Genomic DNA, 21,347 nt, shown 5'->3' with positions numbered 1-21,347 from the left:
TGTGACCGCGGTGTGACTGCTGCTTGATCGCGGTCGATGGCGGTCGATCACGGTTGATAGCCGCTGAGCGCGGCCGATTTAGGTGAGTTCTTAACTGGCGCGATGCGCCCTCGATGCATGCGGGGATGAGGTCGCACGAGGCCGCGCGGCCATTGCGGACGCGCGGTTTTTTCAGGTGCGCTGATACTCCAAGGCCAACCCGCCACTCAAACGCCGAGCCGCTCGCAGATCGCCTTGGTCGCCGTGGCGGCGTTCAGCGTATAAAAGTGCAGGCCCGGCACCTTCGCGTCGATGAGCCGCCGGCACAGGTCCGTCACCACGTCGAGTCCGAATGCGCGAATCGACTCGCGATCGTCGCCGAAGCTCTCGAGTTGACGCGCGACCCAGCGCGGCACTTCAGCACCGCACATCTCGGAGAAACGCATCAGTTGCGAGAAGTTCGTGATCGGCATGATGCCGGGCACGATCGGCACGTCGACGCCGAGCTTGCGCGCATCGTCGACGAAACGGAAATACGCGTCCGCGTTGAAGAAATACTGCGTGATCGCCGAATTTGCGCCGGCCTTCACCTTGCGCGCGAAGTTCTCGAGATCGTGGCGCGGCGAGCGCGCCTGCGGGTGGTATTCCGGGTAGCCGGCCACCTCGATCCAGAACCAGTCGCCGAACTCGGCGCGGATGAAGCTCACGAGTTCCGACGCATAGCGCAGCTCGCCGACTTCGCCCATGCCGGACGGCAGATCGCCGCGCAGCGCGACGATGTGGCGAATGCCATGCGCGCGGTATTCGTTGAGGATCGCGCGCAGGCTCTCTTTCGACGAGCCGATGCACGACAGGTGCGGTGCTGCCTCGAGCCCTTCCTTCGCCATGTCGATGACGGTGTCGAGCGTGCCCTGTTGGGTCGAGCCGCCCGCGCCGAACGTAACGGACACGAACTTCGGCTTGAGCGGCACGAGTTGCGCACGTGTGGCGCGCAACTTGTCGACGCCGTCCTGGGTTTTCGGCGGGAAGAATTCGAATGAAAGTTCGATCGGATTCATGATTCAGTAGGTCAGGCGAGACTGCGGTTGCCGAAGATGAGCGCGGACAGCAGCCACGAAACGATGCTGTACAGAATCGAGCCGAAGAACGCCGACCAGAAGCCCGACACTTCGAAACCCTTCAACAGCGACGCGCACAGCCAGAAGCACAGCGCATTGACCACCAGAATGAAGAGCCCGAGCGTGAGAATCGTGACGGGCAGCGTCAGCAGAATCAGCACCGGCCGCAGGACCGCGTTGATGAGGCCGAGCACGATCGCGACGATCAGGGCCGTGCCGAAGCTGCGGATGTGGATCGACGGCACGAGGTAGGTGATGATCAGCAGCGCCAGCGCGTTGATGAGCCAGGTGAGCAGCACGGTCATGTAGCACTCCTTGTAGGCGGGATGTCCGTTGAATGAAAAAGGGCGGCCATAACGAACGAGTGAGCAGACGAGGCCGGCGAGCGAAATGGGTGAACAAAGCGGGGGTGAATAAAGCGGGTGAACAAAGCGGCGCATGACGCGCCGCCCTGTTTTTGTCACGCCATCAAGCCATCACACCGTCTGCTGTCATAGCCGCCCGCGTGCCTGATGAGCCGAACGCACCGAAGTGCGCGCGTACTCAATAGCGGTAGTGGTTCGGCTTGAACGGGCCGTTCTTGTCGACGCCGATGTAGCCGGCCTGCTCGTCCGACAGCACGGTCAGGTTCGCGCCGATGCGCGCCAGATGCAGGCGCGCGACCTTCTCGTCGAGATGCTTCGGCAGCACGTACACCTTGTTCTCGTACTTCTTGCCCTGCGTGAACAGTTCGATCTGCGCGAGCGTCTGGTTCGTGAACGAGTTCGACATCACGAACGACGGGTGGCCCGTTGCGCAGCCGAGGTTCACGAGACGGCCTTCGGCGAGCAGGATCACGCGCTTGCCGTCCGGGAAAATGATGTGGTCGACTTGCGGCTTGATGTTTTCCCACTGGTACTGACGGGTCGACGCGACGTCGATTTCCGAGTCGAAGTGGCCGATATTGCAGACGATCGCGTTATGGCGCATCGCCTTCAGGTGGTCGTGGCTAAGCACGTGGTAGTTGCCGGTGGCCGTCACGAAGATGTCGGCCTTGTCGGCCGCGTATTCCATCGTCACGACACGGTAGCCTTCCATCGCGGCCTGCAGCGCGCAGATCGGATCGATTTCGGTGACCCACACCGTGGCGCCGAGACCGCGCAGCGATTGCGCGCAGCCCTTGCCCACGTCGCCGTAACCGGCCACGACCGCGATCTTGCCTGCGATCATCACGTCGGTCGCGCGCTTGATGCCGTCGACGAGCGACTCGCGGCAGCCATACAGGTTGTCGAACTTCGACTTCGTGACCGAGTCGTTGACGTTGATCGCCGGGAACGGCAGGCGGCCTTCCTTTTCCATCTGGTACAGACGGTGCACGCCGGTCGTGGTTTCTTCGGTCACGCCCTTGATGTGCGCGAGGCGCGTCGAGTACCACACCGGATCCGCGTCGAGGTGCTTCGCGATCGACTTGTACAGCGCGACTTCTTCCTCGTTGGTCGGCTTGGCGATCACCGAGCGGTCTTTCTCGGCCTTCGAGCCGAGGATCAGCAGCAGCGTTGCGTCGCCGCCGTCGTCGAGGATCATGTTCGCGAACTCGCCGTTCGGCCATTCGAAGATGCGGTGCGAGAACTCCCAGTATTCGTCGAGCGATTCGCCCTTGAACGCGAAGACGGGCGTGCCGGCCTTCGCGATGGCGGCGGCGGCGTGGTCCTGGGTCGAGAAGATGTTGCACGAAGCCCAGCGCACGTCGGCGCCGAGCGCGGTCAGCGTCTCGATCAGCACGCCGGTCTGGATCGTCATGTGCAGCGAACCTGCGATGCGCGCGCCCTTCAGCGGCTGCTGCGCCTTGTACTCTTCACGCGTTTGCATGAGGCCGGGCATTTCGGTCTCGGCAATCGTGAGTTCCTTGCGGCCCCAGTCGGCCAGCGACATATCGGCAACAACGTAATCCTGGTTCTGGGAATCGATCACTGCGGCGTTCATCACGCCCTCCTTTCTAAGAAATTGACTAGAAATTTGACGTGAGCGCGGTTCGATGCGGTGGATGGGAAAGCGCTATGCGCATCCGGGCCCTCCGATTGAAGCCTTCGAGCCTGGCGGGCGGCCGGCGAATGCGGATTCGCGGGACCCGTCGCAACGCTCCTCGAAGACGAACGGCGATTGTAGCAAATCGGGATGGCATCTGGCATCCGCTCAGACCGGCAGCAGCCCCAGCATCGGCGCGAGCAGCACCATTGCGACGCCGGCGATCATCATCGTCAGGCTCGCGACGACGCCTTCCTCGCTGCCGAGTTCGCGCGCCTTCGCGGTGCCGACGCCGTGCGCCGCCGCGCCGAACAGCGCGCCGCGAGCGAGGCGCGTGCGCAGCGGCACGAACGCGAGCACGAGTTCGCCGAACATCATGCCGCAGACGCCCGTCGCGATCACGAACAACGCGGTCAGATCCTTCGGCGCGTGAATCCGGTCGGAGACGGCGAGCGCAAACGGCGTCGACACCGAGCGCGTCATGAGGCTGCGCTGGATTTCCGGCGACAGATGCAGCAGCTTCGCGAGCATCAGCGAACCGCCGACTCCGGCCACGATCCCCACCGCCACGCCGACGGTCAGCGAAATCCAGTGGCGCTTGAGCAGCGCGCGGTATTCGTAGATCGGCAGCGCGAACGCGACGGTGGCTGGGCCGAGCAGCCACATGAGCCAGCGCGTGTCCTCGACATAGAGCGCATACGGAATGTGCGCGAGCGCGACGATCGCCACGAGCGCGGCGGGCACCGTGAGCATCGGCGTGAGCCACGGCGACCTGACGCGCGCATGGAGCGCCTTCGACGCGAAGTACAGCGCGACCGTCAGTACGAAGCAGCCGGCCGCGATCAGGCGCGAGGCGTTGTCGGTAAAGAGCGACGCGAACGGGGACGAATAGAACGCGCTCATCGCTGCGGCCGGGAGAGGCCGGACGCGCTTCGCGCAACCAGCGCGCGGCGCAGCGCAAGCCGCCGTTCGAGCCGCGCGGCCTGCTCGACCGCGAAGGCAACCGCCACCATCACCAGCAGCGTGCCGGCGATCACGACCAGCGCGAGACGCCAGCCGTCCTCGCGAAACAGGCCGCCGTACTGCACGGCGGCGACCGCGGCCGGAATGAAGAACAGCAGCATGTCGGACAGCAGCCAGTCCGCGCCGGCCTTGATCCAGCGCGGCGCGACGCCGCCGCAGAACAGCAGCGCGAGCAGCACGATCAGACCGACCACGCCGCCCGGCACCGGCAGATGCAGCTTGCGCGCGGCGAAATCGGCAACGCTCCAGAGGGCGGCGAGCGCGGCGCTTTGCACGGCGATCCGCGCCACGCGCGCGATGCCCGAGGGGCCCGAGGCGCCTGATGTGCCGCCCGCCTTGCCTCGGCTGCGCGCGCGGCCAGCGGCGCGAGCACCGGCGCGAGCAGAAACTGGCGTAGCCATGGCATTTCCTGGATGACTTCAGATGCAAGCCAGTATAGGGTGCACCGCATCATAAACATAATGACTTACAATCATTCAAATCATTCCAATCTGGAATTGGGAGGCGGGAATCGTGGAACTACGTGCGCTGCGCTATTTCGTCGAAGTGGTCCGTCAACAAAGCTTCACGGCCGCCGCGGAGCAGATGTTCGTGACGCAGCCGACCATCAGCAAGATGGTCAAGTCGCTCGAGGACGAGATCGGCTCGCCGCTCCTGCTGCGCGAAGGCCGCCAGATGGTGCTCACCGACGCCGGCCGGATCGTCTATCAGCGCGGCCAGGACGTGCTCGCCGCGCACGCGCAATTGCAAGCCGAACTGAACGATCTCGACACGCTCGGGCGCGGCGAACTCGCCATCGGCATCCCGCCGATGGGCGGTGCGCTCTTCACGCCCGCCATCGCGGCGTTTCGCCAGCGTTATCCGAAGATCGAGCTCAAGCTGTTCGAGCAGGGTTCGCGCGCGATCGAAGCGGCGCTCATCAGCGGCGAACTGGAACTCGGCGGCGTGCTGCAGCCGGTCGACCCCGACAATATCGACGTGCTGCCGATGTCGCACGAGTTGCTCTGGCTCGTCGCGCGCACCGGCTCGCGCTGGGACGCGCTGCGCGAAGTGCCGCTCGCGCAGCTCGCGAACGAGCCGTTCGTGTTCTACGGCGAGAGCCTGGCGCTCAACGACGTCGTGCTGAACGCGTGCCGCGCGGCGGGCTTCGCACCGGCCATCGTCGGGCGCAGCGGGCATTGGGACTTCATGGCGGCGCTGGTGCTGGCCGGCGTCGGCATTGCGCTCTTGCCCGCGCCGTATTGCCGGCGGCTCGACCCCGCGCAGTTCACGTGCCTGCCGGTCGTGGAGCCAGAGATTCCGTGGGAAATGGCGATCGGCTGGCGGCGCAACGGCTACCTGTCGCACGCGGCGCGCGCGTGGCTCGACGTCGCGCGCGAGACGCTGCCGACGCAGGTCAGCGATGACTTCATACTCGGGCCGGCAATTGGCTTTAGTGGGATTGCGGTGGCGGATACGCAGAAGATGCGAACGCCGCCGGACGAGTGAGGCAAGGCGGATCCGGGCGGGTAATCATGCTCGCCCACCCGCGCATCTATCGGCGCAACTGCGCACGTCAAACGGCCCGCGCCGCGACTCCGCCTCCACCCTCGCCCGCCGTCGCGGTCTCCACTGTCTTCAACGCCGCTGCTCCTTCCCGGCGGCTCGCCGCAATCAACTCGGCCGCGCGCTCGCCGATCATCACCGTCGGCGCATTGGTGTTGCCGCCGATCAGCGTCGGCATCACCGACGCATCGACGATCCTCAAACCCGTCACGCCGCGCACGCGCAATTGCGGATCGACCACCGAGCGCGCATCGCTGCCCATGCGGCAGGTCGCCACCGGGTGATAGATCGTGTCCGCATGCCCGGCGATGGTCCGGCGCAACTCCGCGTCCGACTGCCCCGCATGCGTGTACAACTCTGTCCCGCCATGCAACGCGAGCGACGGCGCATCGAGAATGCGGCGCGCCATCTTCACGCCGTCGGCGAGCAGATCGAGATCGCGCGCATCGCTCAGGAAGCGCGGATCGATCAGCGGCGCCGTGCGCGCATCGGCGCTCGCGAGCGTGACCGTGCCGCGGCTATGCGGACGCAGCACGCACACGTGCAGCGAATAACCGTGGCCCCAATGCATGCGGCGGTTGTGATCGTCGACGATGGCCGCGCAGAAATGCAGTTGCAGATCGGGCCGCGCGAGCGTCGGCTGGCTCTTCAGAAAACCTCCCGCCTCGGCGACGTTGCTCGACAGCATGCCGCGCCCGTGCCGCATGAACGTGACGAACTGCGGCAGCATCCGCGCGATGCCGCGCACCGAAAAACCGGTCGGCTCGATCGACGACACGCGCTTGTTGATCGTGAAGTCGACGTGATCGATGAGGTTCTGGCCGACCTCCGGCGCATCCTGCAATACGTCGATACCGAGCGAGCACAGATGCGCGGCCGGCCCGATGCCCGAGCACATCAGGAGTTGCGGCGAATTGAACGCGCCCGCGGCGAGCACGACCTCGGCGCGCGCCTCCAGCGTTTCGGTGCGGCCGCCGCGCGCGATCTCCACGCCGCCCGCGCGCTTGCCGTTGAACACGACGCGCAGCACGGTCGCATCGGCGATCGTGTGCAGGTTGGCGCGCGGGCGGTCGTAGATGTACGCGCGCGCGACGCTGCAACGGCGGCCGTCGCGCTGCGTCACCTGATAGAAGCCGACGCCTTCCTGGTCCGCACCGTTGAAATCGTGATTCAGTGTGTAGCCCGCTTCGAGCGCGGCCTGCACGAAGCGTTTCGAAAACGGATTCTGGAAGCGCAGATCGGACACCGTCAGCGGACCGGCGTCGCCGTGCCACGCATCGGCGCCGCGCTCGTTGCCTTCGGCGCGGCGGAAATACGGCAGCACGTCGGCCCACGACCAGCCCTTGCAGCCGAGCTGCGCCCACTCGTCGTAATCGAGCGGATGGCCGCGCGTGTAGATCATCGCGTTGATCGCACTCGATCCGCCGAAGCCGCGCCCGCGCGGCTGATAACCCTGACGCCCGGCGAGTCCCGGCTGCGGCGTGGTCAGATAGCCGTAATTGGTCTTGAGCCTGTTCGGCACGATGGCCGCCACGCCCACGGGCATGTTCACGAGCAGATTGCGCCCGGTGTGCGGACCGGCTTCGATCAGCGCGATGGTCGCGTCGGGGCAGCTATCCGCGAGCCGGCTCGCGAGCGAGCAACCACCCGAGCCCGCACCGACGATGATGTAGTCGTATTGCATCCGCTCCTCCTGATGGGCCGCGCTGCTCGCGAGCCCTGTCTCGTGCACACTCGTCTACGCGTGTTTTCTGCGCATTGTAGGGAGCGTTGCGGGGGCTGCGATGACCTCGGGCCAGGGCGATTCCTCTAAACGCCGGCACCGGCGCACCCCTATGATGAAAGGCGCGCCCGGCACGCACGCGCGGCTGCCAGCCGGTCGCGCGCGGCATTCAAACATGGCGCGGCGCGCGCCATCCTTTCCGTACGCGGCGTGACACACGGCGATCAAACAGCACGTTGCCAACCAACGCCAGTGAACCAGCGCACAATGGAAAAAGCACGGAGACAGCGGATGGAACGGCACGGCTTCGGCCAGACTCACGAGGTAACGAATCAGGCGTTACGGCTCGTGAAATTCGCCGTCACGCTCAACGGTCCGGTGCAACAGCGCGACGCACAACCCTAACGCGCGATCTACGCGCACCGTCATCCATCAGGGAGTGGACTCACATGAAGCACGATCTGCCGGAGGTCGCCGCACTCGAAGCGCTGTTGCGCGATCAACGTCATGCGTATCTGCGCACGCCGTATCCGTCGTGGGACACCCGCGCGACGCACCTGCGCACGCTGCGCAAGCTCATGCTCGACAATCGCGACGCGCTAGCCGATGCGATGCACGCCGACTTCGGCAATCGCGCAAAACAGGAAGTGCTGCTCGCCGAATTCCTGCTCGTGAAGGAAGAGATCGACGCCGCGCTGCGCCACGGCAAGCGCTGGATGAAGCCGCAGCGGCGCCGCACCAGCAAGTGGCTCATGCCCGCGCGCGCGAAGGTGGTGCCGCAGCCGCTCGGCGTGGCCGGCATCATCGTGCCGTGGAATTATCCGGTGCTGCTCGCGGTCGGGCCGCTCATCAGCGCGCTCACGGCCGGCAATCGCGCGATCATCAAGATGTCGGAATTCACGCCGCGCACCTCGGCGCTCTTCGAGCAACTGATCGGCCAGACTTTCGCGCGCAATCACGTCGCGGTCGTCAACGGCGACGCGGCGTTCGCCGCCGCGTTCAGCGCGCAGCCGTTCGATCACCTGCTCTTCACCGGCTCGACGAAGATCGGTCACGAAGTGATGCGCGCGGCCGCCGAACACCTGACGCCGGTCACGCTCGAACTCGGCGGCAAGTCGCCTGCGATCATCGGCGCGCATGCGCGCTTCGACAACGCGGTCGATAACATCATCGCCGGCAAGACACTCAACGCGGGCCAGACCTGCGTCGCGCCCGATTACGTGCTGGTGCCGCGCGGCAAGGAGCAGGCGTTCATCGAACGGGCGCGCCTGCGCATGACGAAGATGTACCCGGAGTTCGCGCAGAACCCGGACTACACGTCGATCATTTCGGTGCGCCATTTCGGGCGGCTCGAGCGCCTCGCCGACGAAGCGCAGGCCGCCGGCGCGCAACTGCATGCGCTGACCGACGCGTTGCCCGATGCCGCGAGCCGCCGCTTTCCGCTGATCGCCGTCACGCAAGCGCCGCAGGAGTGCGCGTTGATGCGGGAGGAGATTTTCGGGCCGCTGCTGCCGCTCGTGCCCTACGACACGCTCGACGACGCGATTGCGTGGATCAATGCGCGGCCGCGGCCGCTCGCGCTCTATCTGTATGCGGACGATGCGCGCACGATCGAGCGCGTGACGCATGAAACGATCGCGGGCGGCATGGCGGTTAACGAAACGCTGATGCATCTCGCGTGTGAAAGCTTGCCGTTTGGCGGGGTCGGTGCGAGTGGCATGGGCGCGTATCACGGCTACGAGGGGTTCGTGACGTTCTCGAAGATGAAGCCGGTGCTGACGCAGTCGCGGTTCAATGCGCGGGGTTTGATTTCGCCGCCGTATGGGAAACGTGTGGATGCTTTGTTGAGGTTGATGATGAGGTTTTAGGGGTGCCCCTGCGGGGCCTGCTCGCTTTCTTTGTTCTTGCGGTGTTGGCCTTTCCTTGTTTTCTTGTTGGTCTGTTGGCGGTGCTTCCTGTGCGGGGCGGGGCGCTTGCTTTCTTTGTTCGTGCGGTGTTGGCCTTTCCTTGCTTTCTTATTGGTCTATTGGCGTTGCCCCTGTGCGGGGCGGCACCTACTTTCTTTGCGGCTGCAAAGAAAGTAGGCAAAGAAAGCAGCTTCACACCGCCAACTCTTAAGCGGGGCCCCTGGCTTGGAGGGGGTAGTGGTGCATCTGGAATCTGTCTCCTCGCACATTTGCCGTGAGTGACAAGGCAGTCATTCTTCCGGCGGCGCTGCGCGCGCCGAACCCCTGTTCAAAACCCATCGGTTTTTTTCGGCGCATCGCCGAGACGAAGCCGATGGCCCCCACAGAGCAAGGCTCGCCCCACTGGTTTCCCTTGCAGACCCGTCCGCGACGCACGTAGTGCGGAGTGGGAGCGGATGATGGCTTTGTCACCAGCGCGCAATGTGCGGGGGCACAGATTCCAGATGCACCACTGCCCCCTCCAAGCCAGGGGACCCGCTTAAGAACTGGCGGTGTGAAGCTGCTTTCTTTGCCTACTTTCTTTGCAGCCGCAAAGAAAGTAGGTGCCGCCCCGCACAGGGGCAACGCCAATAGACCAACAAGAAAACAAGGAAAGGCCAACACCGCATGAACAAAGAAAGCAGGCCCCGCACAGGAACCATGACCAACAGGCCAACAAAAAAACAAGAAGAAACCAACCCTCACCTTCAAGCAAACGTATCGACCAACCCCACCTTCCGCCGCACAGCGGCATCAACAACGGTATCCGCCGAATCAGCCAACCCACTACCGCCGATAGCGCCTGCACCACCAGCAGACCTCCCCCCCGACCGCCCCGAATCCGCACTCTGCTGCTGCCCGCTCTGCCGGGCAAACCCATCGCTAACACTCGCGCTACCCAGCCCAATGCCATTGGACTCCATCGCCTCGCGCAGCTTCGGCAACGCAGCCTCGACAGCCTCACGCACCGACTGATGCTGCGACACGAAAAGCGCATGCGCATGGTTATCAGCAACCTGCAACACGACCTGCAACGGTCCGAGATCCTTCGGGTTCAAGGTCAGCTCAGCGCTCTGCGAATGCGCGTTCGACAAAAACACGACCTTCTGGCTCAGCGCATCTTCCCAAGCGCTCGTGCCGACCTGCGGTGTCAGCGCGTTCGCGGCCGCGGCCGCCGCGCTCGCGTTGCCGGTGTTCTGCACCGCGGCTGTCGTGCTCGCGGCATTGGCTGCGGCTTGTGTCGCGGCGAGCGCGGCGCTCGATGCATCGGCTGTGCTACGCGCCGACGCGAGGTTGTCAGCCTGCGCGCTGCTGGCCGCTGCGGCGGTCAATGCATCGGCGGCCGATTTGGCCGTGCCCGGGTCGCTCAGCGCGGTCGCGGCCGCTGCGGCCGCCGACGTGGTGTGGGTCGCGCCCGAGCCCTTGCCGTCGCCGAACAGGCCGCTCGTGAGCGTCTTGCCTTGCGATGTTCCGTTCAGGCCGCCGCTCGTGCTCGCTAGGCTGCTCGCCGCGGTCGCGGCTTTCACGGCCGCGCCGCTCGCGATCGCCTGCGCCGGCACCACGCCCTGGCCGCTCGAGAGCGCGGAAAGCGCGTTCTGCAAAGCATTTTGTAGCGACTTCGGATCGATGGCGCCTTTCTTGTCCGCCGCATTGCCGGCGAGCGCGCCCACGGCGTCGGCTGCGGATGCCGTGGCGTCGGTCGAGCCGGCGCTGTTGGCATCGGCGTTATTGGCGGCGGCCTGTGCCTCGGCTTGCGCCTGTGCCTGCGCGGCGGCCGCCGCAGCCGCGACGGCGCCCGCATCGGTCTGCGCCTTCGTGTCGTTCCGCTTCGCTTGCGTGCGGGCCGCATTGCCATTCGACGTCTGCTGCGCATGCCCCGTCGAGGAAGCCGACGCCGCCGTGTTCGCCGAACCGTTGCCGCTCTGGCTGCTGCTCGCGCTCTTCGGCGCGGGCGCGGCGGGCGATGGCGCGTCATGCACGCTCGATGTCGACGCCTGCGACGCCGACCGTGAGCTCGTCTGCTGCTGGCTCGCGCTTTGCGAGGTCGCGCTGTTTTGCTGCTCGATGCTCTGCTGCAAGGTCTGCGCGAATGGGCTCGCGCTCACTGCTGCACTCGCGGCGGCGCCGGTCGCGCCATTGCCGCCCGCGCTGAGTAGCGAACTGAGTTGTGAGCCGATCTGTGAAAGAAGCGACATGAGGAATCCTGTCAATCCATCAAACGGGTGTGCGGTCAGGCAAAGCAATCAGACCTGGCAATGAGGCAAAGCAATGAAGCCGGGCAACGCGGCAAAACGATGGGGCAAAAACACCGCAGCGCGATTCGGCCATGCGGCAACGCCATGCCCGCATCACGCGCCCTCGGCGCGCATGCGCAGAATCCGTGCAGCGTGTTCGTCTGAATCGCGTTGATCGCGCCGCGTGGCGACCTTCGCCTCGGCCGCCTCGCCGCGCGCCTGCAGCACTTCGTACGAGCCGAGCTTCTGCTTCTGACGCAACCATTCGGGCTTCGCGGCTTCCACGCGCGCGGTCGCCGCCACGAGCAGATCGCGCTGCTGCTGGATCGCCGCGTCGAGCGTGTCGATGAACGCCTGGAAGTTGCGCATGTTGCCCGCGGGCATGCCGTTCTGCGCGCTCGCCGTGAAGCGCGCGTGGTATTCGTCGCGGTACTGCACGAGCGCATCGAGCTGCGCCTCCACGTCGTTGCGTTCGCGCTGCGCGCGGCCGAGGCGTTGCGCGGCGGCGTCCACGTCGTCCTGCGCGAGATCGATCAGCGTCTTGATCGGGAAGTGTTTTGCCATCGTCGGCCTCCTCGGGCCTGTTCACGCCAATAACGGGCTTGCGAATGCGCGCTAGGTAAACAGCGCGTTCAGCATCTCGATGCTCGGCGCGAAGTTCGCGCACTCGCGAAAACCTTGCTGCAAGAATGCTTCCATCCGCGGATACAGCGCAATCGCGCGATCGAGCACCGCGTCGCGTCCGCTCGAATACGCGCCGACGTTGATCAGATCACGGTTGCGCTGATAGCGCGAGAGCATCTGCTTGAACATACGCGTTTTATTCAGATGGTTTTCGTCGATCAACGCGGTCATTGCCCGGCTAATCGACGCTTCGATATCGATCGCCGGGTAGTGGCCGGCTTCGGCGAGCGCGCGTGACAGCACGATGTGGCCGTCGAGAATCGCGCGCGCCGAGTCGGCGATCGGGTCCTGCTGGTCGTCGCCTTCGGTGAGCACCGTGTAGAACGCGGTGATCGAACCGCCGCCCGCCGGACCGTTGCCGGTGCGCTCGACGAGCGCCGGCAGCTTCGCGAACACCGAGGGCGGATAGCCCTTAGTCGCGGGCGGCTCGCCCACGGCCAGAGCAATCTCGCGCTGCGCCATCGCGTAGCGGGTCAGCGAGTCCATCAGCAGCAGCACGTGCTTGCCCTGGTCGCGGAAATATTCGGCGAGCGAGGTCGAATAGGCTGCCGCCTGCATGCGCAACAGCGGCGACACGTCGGCGGGCGCCGCGATCACGACCGAGCGCGCGAGCCCTTCCTCGCCGAGAATCTGTTCGATGAATTCCTTCACTTCGCGGCCGCGCTCGCCGATCAGGCCGATCACGATCACCTCGGCGCTCGTGTAGCGCGCCATCGTGCCGAGCAGCACCGACTTGCCGACGCCCGAGCCCGCGAAGAGCCCCATGCGCTGCCCACGGCCGACGGTCAGCAGCGCGTTGATCGCGCGCACGCCGACGTCGAGCACCTTATGGATCGGCTCGCGATTGAGCGGATTGATGACGGGCGCGGAGAGCGGCGCGTCGGTCTGCGTGCCGAGCGGGCCGAGTCCGTCGAGCGGACGGCCGGACGCGTCGAGCACGCGGCCGAGCAGTTCCCAGCCGACCGGCAGACGTTTCGCGCCCGCCATCGGATCGGCGATCGGCGCGCTTTCCAGCGGATAGACGCGCGCGCCGGGCAGGAGGCCGCTTACTTCCGTGGTCGGCATCAGGAACAGCTTGTCGCCGGAGAAGCCGACCACTTCCGCTTCGGCCATCGGCAGCGAACTGCCGGGCGGCAGCTCGATCATCACTTCGGCGCCGACCGACAGGCGCAGGCCCACGGCTTCGAGCACGAGACCGGCCGCGCGCGTCAAACGTCCGCACGCGCGCAGCGGCCGCGCGATCGCATTGCGCGCGCGCAGCGCGTCGAGTTGGCCGCGCCAGGCCTGCATGTGCGGATTGATGTCGAGCGCGCAATCGTAGGACGGGGGGCGGGGAGCGTGAGCGGCTGAAGCGGGGCGTGAAGTGGAGTATGAAGCTGAGTCCGTCGCGGCCGGCTCGTGGCTGGGGCTGGCCGCGGCACCGCTCGTCGCGCCGGTCGCTGGACGGGCAGCCGCGGAATATGCGCCCGCTACGCTGTGCGACCCGGTCTCTGCGGCCCCCGCGGACTCCCCAGACTCCGCCGTGCCGACGGACTCAACATCCGCCAGCGCCTCGGCGCCGAACGACGCGAGCGCGAGTTCGCGTTCGAGCGGCGTCAGGTCGCTCGCGCGGATCTCTTCAAGCGTCGGCTTCACCATGTGCTCGCCTTGCCGAGTGCGGCGGCAACGCGTTGCCAGCGCGTGTCGATGCCCGCGTCCACTTCGCCGGTGCTGGCCTGCGCGCGGCAGCCGCCGCGCTCCACCGACGCATCGGTGCGCACGGTCCAGCCGCGCGTTTGCAGTTCTTCGAGCAGATACGCCTCGACGACCGGCAGATCGGCAGGACTCACGATCAGCGCCGGCGCGCCGGTCAAAGCGGGTTCGGCCGCGAGCACTTCGCGCGCGGCGGCGATCAGCGCGGTCGGGTCGTGCTGCACGTGCTGGCGCACGACCTGCTGCGCGATATCGAGCGCGAGCGCGACGAGCGTTTCGGAGATCGCATGCTGAGCGCCGTCGAGCGCGGCCTTGAAGGTTTCGGCGAGCGCGGCGAGCCGCATCGCTTCCTCGCGCGCTTCGCTCTGCCCCTGCGCGAAACCCTGCGCATGGCCCTGGTCATAGCCGGCCTGATAGCCGAGCGCCTGGCCGGCCACATGGCCCGACGCGACGCCCTGCGTATGCGCGGCTTCGCGCAGGCGTTCGAGTTCGGCTTCGAATGCGTGTTCGTCGAATTCGGGTTCGGGCGACGCGGGCGGTGCCGGGTCGAACGAGGCCATCTCCCAGCGCTGGTAGGCCGAGAGGCTTTCCTTCGCCGTGGCGTTCTGGTCAGACATACGCATCTTCGGCCTTGCCGCCGATCACGATCTGGCCGCTCTCGGCCAGGTTGCGCACGATCTGCAGGATGCGGCGCTGCTGCGTCTCGACTTCGGAGACGCGCACCGGGCCGCGCGCGTCGAGGTCTTCGGCGAGCAGTTCGGCCGCGCGCTGCGACATGTTCGAGAGGAACTTCTGGCGCAGCGCGGGCGGCGCGCCCTTGAGCGAAATAATCAGCGCCTCGGACTCGACTTCCTTCAGCAGCAACTGGATCGCGCGGTCTTCGAGGTCGAGCAGGTTCTCGAACACGAACATCTGGTCGACGATCTTCTGCGCGAGTTCGGCGTCGTACTGGCGCACGCTTTCGAGCACGCCTTCCTCGTGGTTGCTCGACATGAAGTTGAGAATTTCGGCCGCCGTGCGAATGCCCCCCATCGGGCTGCGCTTGAGGTTGTCGCTGCCCGACAGCAGGCCGGTGAGCACGTCGTCGAGTTCGCGCAGCGCGGCCGGCTGGATGCCGTCGAGCGTCGCGATGCGCAGCAGCACGTCGTTGCGCAGCCGGTCGGAGAAGCCGGCGGCGATCTCCGAGGCCTGATCGCGATCGAGGTGCACGAGGATCGTTGCGATGATCTGCGGATGCTCGTTCTTGATGAGTTCGGCAACCGCCGCCGAATCCATCCACTTGAGACCTTCGATGCCGCTCGTGTCGCTGCCCTGCAGAATGCGGTCGATGATGGCGCCGGCCTTGTCGTCGCCGAGCGCCTTGGTCAGCACCGTGCGGATGTACTCGTTCGAATCGAGCGACATGCCGGTGTGCTGCTCCGCTTCGCGCACGAACTCCTGCAGCACTTCGTCGACCTGTTCGCGGGTCACGTTCTTGAGCGCGGCCATCGCGACGCCGATCTTCTGGACTTCGCGCGGGCCCAGGAACTTGAACACCTGCGCGGCTTCTTCCTCGCCGATCGACATCAGCAGCAGCGCGCTCTTCATTACGCCTTCAGCGCTCATCGGACACCCAGTTTTTCACGACGGTTGCGACGATCCTCGGATCCTGGCGCGCGATGTTGCGTGCGAACTCCAGGTTCCGCTCATATTTGTGCTTCGCGTTTTCGAGCGCGAGCGTCTCGGCGTCGGTTTCGATCGAAACGACGGCGCCTTCGCGCTCGGCGGCCGGGATGCCGTCGAGCAGCACCGGCTCGTCGGGCGACGCGAGCGCCGCGACCGGCTCGCGCGGCGGCGGAAACGCGCGGCGCAGCGCGGGCTTGACCATCACGAAGTAAAGGAACAGTGCGACCGCGCCGATCCCGAGGTAGGTCGCGATCTGCTTGTAGAGCGCGAGCATGTCCGGCGTGCGCCACCACGGCAGGTTGGCGTTCGGATCGACCTCGGTCGTGAACGCGCTGTTGACCACGTTGACCGAGTCGCCGCGCGAGGCGTCGAAGCCCATTGCGTCCTTCACGAGCTGGGTGATCTGCGCGAGCTTGTCGGCGCTGACCGGCTGCATCGTCACGTGGCCCGCCGCGTCGGCCACCTTCATGTAATTGACGACCACCGCGACCGAGAGCCGGCGGATGCCGCCCATCGGCCGGTCGATGTGGCGCACGGTCTTGTCGAGTTCGTAGTTGGTGGTCGAATCCTTGTGGTCGCTGACCGGCGTCGCGCTGACGCCGCTTGCGCCATTGCCGGCCACGATCGGCGCGGACGCCGGTTGCGGCGGCTGGTTCGACAGCGCGCCCGGCACGCCCGAGGCGCCGCCTTGCGACGTTTCGGTGGCGCTGCTCGATTGCTGGCTGCGGATCGACGCCTGCGCCGGATTGCTGTTCGGGCCGTAGTTTTCCGAAGTCTGCTCGCTGTGCGAGAAGTCGATGTCGGCGCTCACCTGCGAGTGCGCGTTGCCGGCGCCGAAGAGCGGCGCGAGGATCGCGTCGATGCGCTGCTGCGTGTTGCGCTCGATCTGCTGGCGAAACTTCAGTTGCGTCGCGTCGAGGCCGCTGCCGTTGGCCGGCTGGGTGAGCAGGTTGCCGTCCTGGTCGAGGATCGTCACGCCGCGCACCGGCATTTCCGGCACGGCCGAGGCCACCATGTGCGTGATCGCGACGACCTGGCCTTCATCGAGCACGCGGCCCGGATACAGCTGAACGAGCACCGACGCCGACGGCGCTTCCTTGTCGCGCACGAACACGGTCGGCTTCGGAATCGCCAGATGCACGCGCGCCGACTTCACGGTCGAAATCGACTCGATCGTGCGTTGCAGTTCGCCTTCGAGCGCGCGCTGATAGTTGATCTGCTCGTCGAACTGGCTGATGCCGAATTTCTGGTTGTCCATCAGCTCGAAGCCGACCGAGCCGCTTTTCGGCAGACCCTGCGAGGCGAGGCGCAGGCGCATCTCGTGCACCTGCTCGGCCGGCACGAGGATCGCGCTGCCGCTCTCGGAGAGCTTGTACGGAATGTTGGCCTGCTGGAGCGCGGCGATGATCGAGCCGCCGTCGCGGTCGGACAGATTGCTGTAGAGCACCTTGTAGTCCGGCGCGCGCGACCACAGGAACAGGCCCGCGACGATCGCCACCAGCAGCGCGACCGCGAACACGAGCGGCGCGCGCGGGTTGCCGCGCATCTGTGCGAGCCCCGACAGACGCTGCGAGAAGTTGCCGCCCATGCCACCCAGGCCGCCGAGCCCGCCCAGGTCTGCGCCACCGGCCTGGCCGTTGGCGGGCTGGCCGGCGGCGGGCTGCGCGCCGGCCAGCCCCATGCGGGCGTCGGGGTTAATCAAAGAGTTGGCTGACGAATCCATGCGTCGGGTATCTCCGGGATGCCTTTGCGTTCTGTCGCGCTGCTGCGCCGGGGCTCGACGGGCGGACGGACAGACACTTTCACCCTTGAAATTATCCGCAGCGCCGCTCAACCCGATTGCTTGAATAGAGCCGGGTTTCCCCCCTAGTTTCGGGACTTTCCCGAAAGCCGCGTTGCTATGCTTTCACTCAGAACGGTGCGCCTTCCGGCAAGCCGGTCGAACCTTTAACGGAGAAAACATGACCATGCCCGTGAATGCGCTTTCGTCAGCGCTGCAACAGATGCAGGCGATGGCGGCGCAGGCGGCCGGCGGCGCGAGCCCGGCGGCGGAACAGTCCGGCGCGGCGACGCCCACGAGTTTCGCGACGGCGCTGAAGGCCTCGCTCGACAAGATCAGCACCGACCAGCAGACCGCGATCAGCGAATCGCAAGCGTTCGAGCTCGGTTCGCCGAACGTCTCGCTCAACGACGTGATGGTCGACATGCAGAAAGCCAACGTCGGCTTCCAGTTCGGCCTGCAGGTGCGCAACAAGCTCGTCGCCGCCTACAACGACATCGCGCAGATGTCGATCTGAGCGGGGCAGCGCGGCCCCGCGCGAAGACACCGATGCCGTGCCGGCGCGAGCGCCGGCTGAGCGATGTTGCGCCTTCGATACTCCTTATATGGGTCTAAAGCTTTGCCGCCGTGTATCCGATAACAAGGGTACAGGCCAGTGCGGGCGCGGCGACGCGCCGCACCGACCATGCCACGACCCAATCGCAGTCAGTATCAAGGAGAAGCGCCGATGTTTTCCCAGGGACACGCTGGAGCCAGCGCGTATGCGCGCGTCGGTGTCGAGACAGCCGTGATGGGCGCAAGTCCGCATCGCCTCATCGTGTTGTTGTACCAGGGCGCAAGACAGGCCATCGCACAAGCGCGCATGCATTTGCAGCAGGGCAATGTGCCTGAGCGCGGGAAGGCGGTCAGCAAGGCGATCAGGATCATCGAAAGCGGGCTGCAGCAGTCGCTCAACCTCGAGGTGGGCGGCGAGATCGCAGGGCGGCTGAACGCGTTGTACAGCTACATGACGCGCCGGCTGTTCGAAGCCAATATCAAACAGAGCGAGACGATGCTCGTGGAAGTCGACGGTTTGCTCGCGACGCTCGAAGAAGCATGGATCGGGATTGCCCCGGAGGTCGCGCGGATGACCGCGCAGCCAGCCGTGGAAAGCATGAGATGACATCGAACGCAGAATATTTTGCTCAATACGAGGCGATCGCGGCGCTGTCCTGCCGCATGCTGATGGCGGCGCGGCGGGCCCTGTGGAGCGATCTGGCCCACTTGCAGGAGGAGTACCGGCACCGAGTCGAAGCGCTCAGGGAAGCCGACCTCGGCATCAAGCTCGACGAGGCAGGACGCCTGCGCAAGTACGCGCTGATCCGCCAGATTCTCGCCGACGACGCCGCGATCCGCGACCTCGCGAATCCGCGCATGGCGAATCTGTCGGCGCTGTTCGCCGGCCGGCCGACGCGCTTGCTCAAGGAGCTGTACGGAGCGCGCTGAGTACGGGCGGGTGCGCGCTGCGAGCCTGTGCGCTCCGGGTGCGGCTGCATGCATCGTCCCGCATCGCGCGATTGAACGATCAGGGCATTGAGCGCGCTGCCGCCAATGCGACCAAGGAACCGGCATGAACGGAATCGACACGGCCATCGCTTCGGTGCTTTCGAGCCGGGTCGACAGTTTGCTCGGCATCGCACCGGGGAGCGCGGCCACCTCGCAGACCGGCGCGGCGAGCGTCGATACCGCGCCGGGCGCAGCCCCACCCGGTGCGGCGCCAGCGCCGCAGCCGTCGGCGCAAACCGCGCTTTCAGCGGTCGCGCTGACGCTCAATGCGATCGCGAGTTCGGGCGGCGCTGCAACGCTCGCGGTGCTCGGTCAGGCACCGCTCTGGCCGGCCGCGCCGGCGCTCGACGTTGCCGCGCAGAGCTTGCCGCTCTCCGATGCGACCGACGCTGCCGGTGCTGCTGCCAATGCCAACCCCAATGCCGCCGCCAGCGCAAGCGGGCCTGCAGCGAGCCTCAGCGTAGCGGCGGCCCAGATACCGGTCGCGGCGCTCGCGGCCGCGCTCGAACGGACGGTCGGGGAGAGCGGCCTCTTTTACGAAGCGCATCTCGCGGCCTGGCTCCTCGGTCAGCGTTCGCCGGCCGGACTCGCAGGCGAAGCGCAGAACCGGCTGGTGGCGGCCGCGCAGTTGCCGCGCGACTGGACTGGCGCCGATGGCGAGGCGGCTGCACAGGGTGCTTCCGCCAGACCGGGCTCGCCCGGTGCGACGCCTGATGGCATGCCGGGTGGTGTGCAGCGTGGCATGCAAGGCGGCGCGCAAACGGGTGCGTCTAGCGGTGCGTCAAACGGCGCGCCCAATGCCACCTCCGACAGCTCCGCCGCGCACGTCGCGCCGTCGATCCTGACCGCGCAGGCCGCGCGTCTTGCCGCGGGCGAGGTGCTGGCCAGTTCGCTGTCCGACCTGAACGGCCAGTCCGCGCATGCGGGGCTGCGCGGCGCAGCGTCGCAAGCGGATGCCGGCGCGGCGCAGAACGCGCAATCGATGGCGGCGGCGGTCCATCCCGCGACGGTGCCGCTCGTGCGCCAGCAACTCGATCTGCTCGCGACCGGCCAGTTTCGCTGGACCGGCGAGGCCTGGCCCGGCGCGCGGCTCGACTGGACCATCGAACAGGACGGCGACGAATGGGACCGCAGCGGCGGCGGGCTGGCGAGTGAAGATGACCAACCGTGGCGCACGCGTCTGACGCTGTCGCTGCCGACGCTCGGCACCGTCGACGCCGAATTGACGCTGACCGGCATGCGGCTCACCGCGCGCGTGCAGGCGAGCCCGCACGGCGCGGCGCGGCTCGCGATGCAGGGCGACAGCTTCCGGGAGCGGCTCGCGGCGGCCGGCATCGAGTTGCAGAGCTTGACGATCCGCGAGATTGGCGGCGGCGCGCCGGGTACGGTGGCGAGCGCCGCGGGAGCGACGGGTGCGCAGGTGGCATCGGTGTATGCGCGTTCGGCCACGGCGGCAAAGGCTTCGGCGGCATCGTCGGGTGCAGTGATGGTGGCTGACCCGGTCAACGTTGCCGCTCGTTCTGTGGCGGACTCCGCGGCTCATCCCGTGGCCCATCCTGTGGTTCATGGCCCGGCCACGGCGCGCAACACGCCGGCTGCCGCGCGCGACGACTTCGACTGGGATCTTTCATGAGCCGCACTCATCGCCGCAGTGCGGCTGCGCTGGTCTACGACGCACAGAGCGGCGAGCCCGCACCGCGTGTGGTCGCGAAAGGCTATGGACTGCTCGCCGAGATGATCGTGCTGCGGGCGAGGGAAGCGGGTCTCTACGTCCACGAAGCGCCCGAGATGGTTTCGCTGCTGATGCAGGTGGATCTCGATGCGCGGATTCCGCCGCAGCTTTATCAGGCGATAGCGGAATTGCTCGCGTGGTTGCATCGGATGGAGAGTGGGGGTGAGGATGAGCCCGCCCACGGGGTGGGGTGAGGTTTTTGTCCTTGTTTTTTTGGTGTTGGCCTTTCCTTGCTTTCTTATTGGTCTATTAGCGTTGCCCCTGTGCGGGGCGGCACCTACTTTCTTTGCGGCTGCAAAGAAAGTAGGCAAAGAAAGCAGCTTCACACCGCTAATTCTTAAGCGGGTCCCCTGGCTTGGAGGGGGTAGTGGTGCATCTGGAATCTGTGCCCCCGCACATTGCGCGCTGGTGACAAAGCCATCATCCGCTCCCACTCCGCACTACGTGCGTCGCGGACGGGTCTGCGGGGGAAAGCAGTGAGGCGAGCCTTGCTCTGTGGGGGCCATCGGCTTCGCCTCGGCGAGGTGCCGAAAAAAACCGACGGTTTCTGAACAGGGGTTCGGGGCGCGCAGCGCCGCCGGAAGAATGACTGCCTTGTCACTTACGGCAAATGTGCGAGGAGACAGATTCCAGATGCACCACTACCCCCTCCAAGCCAGGGGACCCGCTTAAGAATT

At 66.3% G+C, this 21,347-nt stretch carries 19 protein-coding genes and 1 riboswitch; of the genes, 7 read left to right on the top strand and 12 right to left on the bottom strand.

The annotated features are described in order from the left end of the window. Window positions 1–206 precede the first annotated feature (206 nt). The 5 genes from metF to B9Z01_RS12170 form a co-directional block, all read right to left on the bottom strand. Window positions 207–1,037: a methylenetetrahydrofolate reductase [NAD(P)H] gene (metF, locus tag B9Z01_RS12190; protein ID WP_085483215.1), complete on the bottom strand. Its 831-nt coding sequence runs from the start codon at window positions 1,035–1,037 to the stop codon at window positions 207–209. Window positions 1,038–1,048: 11 nt separating this feature from the next. Beyond that, complete coding sequence (locus tag B9Z01_RS12185) at window positions 1,049–1,402, bottom strand: phage holin family protein (protein ID WP_085483213.1); 354 nt, start codon at window positions 1,400–1,402, stop codon at window positions 1,049–1,051. A gap of 238 nt (window positions 1,403–1,640) precedes the next feature. Next, window positions 1,641–3,059 (bottom strand): adenosylhomocysteinase, encoded by a 1,419-nt coding sequence (ahcY, locus tag B9Z01_RS12180; RefSeq protein ID WP_085483211.1) that lies wholly within the window; start codon window positions 3,057–3,059, stop codon window positions 1,641–1,643. A 33-nt stretch (window positions 3,060–3,092) separates the two neighbouring features. Then, window positions 3,093–3,227: riboswitch (S-adenosyl-L-homocysteine riboswitch) on the bottom strand. 42 nt (window positions 3,228–3,269) lie between these two features. Continuing rightward, window positions 3,270–4,004, bottom strand: coding sequence for an LrgB family protein (locus tag B9Z01_RS12175; RefSeq protein WP_085483209.1), 735 nt, complete (start codon window positions 4,002–4,004; stop codon window positions 3,270–3,272). Next, the gene (locus tag B9Z01_RS12170) at window positions 4,001–4,525 is read right to left on the bottom strand and encodes a CidA/LrgA family protein (RefSeq protein ID WP_085483207.1); all 525 of its coding nucleotides are present in this window, start codon (window positions 4,523–4,525) and stop codon (window positions 4,001–4,003) included. Before B9Z01_RS12170 ends, B9Z01_RS12175 begins: the two co-directional genes overlap by 4 nt. Window positions 4,526–4,637: 112 nt before the next feature. Here B9Z01_RS12170 and B9Z01_RS12165 point away from each other — a divergent pair, with 112 nt between their 5' ends. Then, on the top strand, window positions 4,638–5,612 hold the full coding sequence (locus B9Z01_RS12165) for a LysR family transcriptional regulator (RefSeq protein WP_085483205.1): 975 nt from the start codon (window positions 4,638–4,640) through the stop codon (window positions 5,610–5,612). Between the two features lie 67 nt (window positions 5,613–5,679). Here B9Z01_RS12165 and B9Z01_RS12160 read toward each other — a convergent pair whose 3' ends face one another. Continuing rightward, the gene (locus tag B9Z01_RS12160; RefSeq protein WP_085483203.1) at window positions 5,680–7,353 is read right to left on the bottom strand and encodes a GMC family oxidoreductase; all 1,674 of its coding nucleotides are present in this window, start codon (window positions 7,351–7,353) and stop codon (window positions 5,680–5,682) included. 488 nt (window positions 7,354–7,841) lie between these two features. On the opposite strand from B9Z01_RS12160, the gene B9Z01_RS12155 reads away from it, so the two are divergent. Further along, window positions 7,842–9,260, top strand: coding sequence for a coniferyl aldehyde dehydrogenase (locus B9Z01_RS12155; protein ID WP_085483201.1), 1,419 nt, complete (start codon window positions 7,842–7,844; stop codon window positions 9,258–9,260). Between the two features lie 785 nt (window positions 9,261–10,045). Here B9Z01_RS12155 and B9Z01_RS12145 read toward each other — a convergent pair. The 6 genes from B9Z01_RS12145 to fliF all read right to left on the bottom strand — a co-directional run bounded on the left by B9Z01_RS12145 (window position 10,046) and on the right by fliF (window position 17,336). Continuing rightward, window positions 10,046–11,533 (bottom strand): flagellar hook-length control protein FliK, encoded by a 1,488-nt coding sequence (locus tag B9Z01_RS12145; RefSeq protein ID WP_085483197.1) that lies wholly within the window; start codon window positions 11,531–11,533, stop codon window positions 10,046–10,048. 153 nt (window positions 11,534–11,686) lie between these two features. Next, entirely contained in the window at window positions 11,687–12,136 is a 450-nt protein-coding gene (fliJ, locus tag B9Z01_RS12140) for a flagellar export protein FliJ (RefSeq protein ID WP_085483195.1), read from the bottom strand. Window positions 12,137–12,187: 51 nt separating this feature from the next. Next, the gene (gene fliI, locus B9Z01_RS12135) at window positions 12,188–13,894 is read right to left on the bottom strand and encodes a flagellar protein export ATPase FliI (protein ID WP_085483193.1); all 1,707 of its coding nucleotides are present in this window, start codon (window positions 13,892–13,894) and stop codon (window positions 12,188–12,190) included. Further along, window positions 13,888–14,571 carry a flagellar assembly protein FliH gene (gene fliH / locus B9Z01_RS12130; RefSeq protein ID WP_208625962.1) on the bottom strand — a complete coding sequence of 228 codons (684 nt, stop codon included), beginning with the start codon at window positions 14,569–14,571 and terminating at the stop codon, window positions 13,888–13,890. Before fliH ends, fliI begins: the two co-directional genes overlap by 7 nt. Further along, window positions 14,558–15,553 carry a flagellar motor switch protein FliG gene (gene fliG, locus B9Z01_RS12125; RefSeq protein ID WP_085483189.1) on the bottom strand — a complete coding sequence of 332 codons (996 nt, stop codon included), beginning with the start codon at window positions 15,551–15,553 and terminating at the stop codon, window positions 14,558–14,560. The genes fliH and fliG overlap by 14 nt, the downstream gene beginning before the upstream one ends. Further along, window positions 15,543–17,336 (bottom strand): flagellar basal-body MS-ring/collar protein FliF, encoded by a 1,794-nt coding sequence (gene fliF, locus B9Z01_RS12120; RefSeq protein ID WP_085483188.1) that lies wholly within the window; start codon window positions 17,334–17,336, stop codon window positions 15,543–15,545. Before fliF ends, fliG begins: the two co-directional genes overlap by 11 nt. Window positions 17,337–17,574: 238 nt before the next feature. Here fliF and fliE point away from each other — a divergent pair, with 238 nt between their 5' ends. From fliE to B9Z01_RS12095, 5 genes are all read left to right on the top strand, one after another. Then, on the top strand, window positions 17,575–17,910 hold the full coding sequence (gene fliE, locus B9Z01_RS12115; RefSeq protein ID WP_085483186.1) for a flagellar hook-basal body complex protein FliE: 336 nt from the start codon (window positions 17,575–17,577) through the stop codon (window positions 17,908–17,910). A gap of 210 nt (window positions 17,911–18,120) precedes the next feature. Then, window positions 18,121–18,555 carry a flagellar export chaperone FliS gene (gene fliS, locus B9Z01_RS12110; RefSeq protein ID WP_085483184.1) on the top strand — a complete coding sequence of 145 codons (435 nt, stop codon included), beginning with the start codon at window positions 18,121–18,123 and terminating at the stop codon, window positions 18,553–18,555. Continuing rightward, window positions 18,552–18,878: a flagellar protein FliT gene (locus B9Z01_RS12105; RefSeq protein ID WP_085483182.1), complete on the top strand. Its 327-nt coding sequence runs from the start codon at window positions 18,552–18,554 to the stop codon at window positions 18,876–18,878. The genes fliS and B9Z01_RS12105 overlap by 4 nt, the downstream gene beginning before the upstream one ends. Before the next feature lie 124 nt (window positions 18,879–19,002). Next, window positions 19,003–20,571, top strand: a complete 1,569-nt coding sequence (gene fliK / locus B9Z01_RS12100; protein ID WP_085483180.1) for a flagellar hook-length control protein FliK — start codon at window positions 19,003–19,005, stop codon at window positions 20,569–20,571. Then, the gene (locus tag B9Z01_RS12095) at window positions 20,568–20,864 is read left to right on the top strand and encodes an EscU/YscU/HrcU family type III secretion system export apparatus switch protein (RefSeq protein WP_085483178.1); all 297 of its coding nucleotides are present in this window, start codon (window positions 20,568–20,570) and stop codon (window positions 20,862–20,864) included. Before fliK ends, B9Z01_RS12095 begins: the two co-directional genes overlap by 4 nt. Window positions 20,865–21,347: the final 483 nt, after the last annotated feature.

Source organism: Paraburkholderia susongensis (assembly GCF_900177725.1).
GTDB classification, from domain to species: domain Bacteria; phylum Pseudomonadota; class Gammaproteobacteria; order Burkholderiales; family Burkholderiaceae; genus Paraburkholderia; species Paraburkholderia susongensis.
The sequence above is the reverse complement of the archived record's forward strand: the minus strand, read 5'-3'. Positions and strand labels throughout refer to the sequence as shown.